This window comes from Pseudomonas oleovorans subsp. oleovorans (assembly GCF_002197815.1).
Taxonomy (GTDB): Bacteria; Pseudomonadota; Gammaproteobacteria; order Pseudomonadales; family Pseudomonadaceae; genus Aquipseudomonas; species Aquipseudomonas oleovorans.
The window spans coordinates 1-820 of record NZ_NIUB01000096.1 but is presented as its reverse complement, the minus strand read 5'-3'; the positions used below and the strand labels follow the sequence as shown (position 1 = coordinate 820).

Annotated in this window: 1 protein-coding gene; it reads left to right on the top strand. The window is 59.6% G+C overall.

The window, feature by feature from the left end; translation table 11 throughout:
• Positions 1-115: 115 nt before the first annotated feature.
• On the top strand, positions 116-661 hold the full coding sequence (locus PSOLE_RS23415) for a glycine zipper 2TM domain-containing protein (RefSeq protein ID WP_088339372.1): 546 nt from the start codon (positions 116-118) through the stop codon (positions 659-661).
• Positions 662-820 lie beyond the last annotated feature (159 nt).

Below are 820 nucleotides of genomic sequence, written 5' to 3'. Positions count from 1 at the left end.
TACTCGATCTGGTAGACCGTATGACTGCCGTATCTGTAATCCATGCGCTTGCCCTCCAGCCCCGCATGGTGGCGCTAAAGCTCACCGGCTGAAAGCCGGTGGTTTTAACCTTTCGATGGAAAATAAATCAATGTTGGTAGGTGCCGTACTGGGTGCTGTGGGTGTGACCGCGGGTGGGGCCGTCGCCACCTACAGTCTGGTTGATCGCGGCCCGGACTATGCCGAGGTGCTGGCGGTAACGCCGATAAACGAAACCGTTAAAACGCCGCGTGAGGTCTGCCAGGATGTCACCGTCACCCGCCAGCGTCCGGTGCAGGATCAGCACCAGATTGCCGGCACGGCCATCGGCGCCATTGCCGGCGGCCTGCTGGGCAATCAGGTGGGGGGTGGCACGGGCAAGAAGATTGCGACCGTCGCGGGTGCGGTTGGCGGCGGTTATGCCGGCAACAAGATTCAGGAAGGCATGCAGCAGCGTGACACCTACACCACCACCGAAACCCGCTGCAACACCGTGACCGATACCAGCGAGAAGCTGGTGGGCTATGACGTGAAGTACCAGTTGGGCGAGCAGGTTGGCACCGTACGCATGGATCGTGATCCGGGTAGCCGTATCCCGGTCAACAAACAGGGCGAGTTGGTGCTGGTGCAGCAGGCCCAGTAAGAATCTGGAGCAATAAAAAACGCCCCTCGGGGTAATGTCAGTCAGTTAAGCCGTTGCACTCGATCTTTGTAGGAGCCGGCTTGCCGGCGATCCGCCATAAAAAGCATCGCCAGCAAGCTGGCTCCTACGAAAAGCGCCCCCTCTACTGCAAGTAGGAGG

Coding starts and splice junctions, on each gene's coding strand:
- PSOLE_RS23415 (WP_088339372.1), top strand. CDS start 116: ATGGAAAATAAATCAATGTTGGTAGGTGCCGTACTGGGTGCTGTGGGT.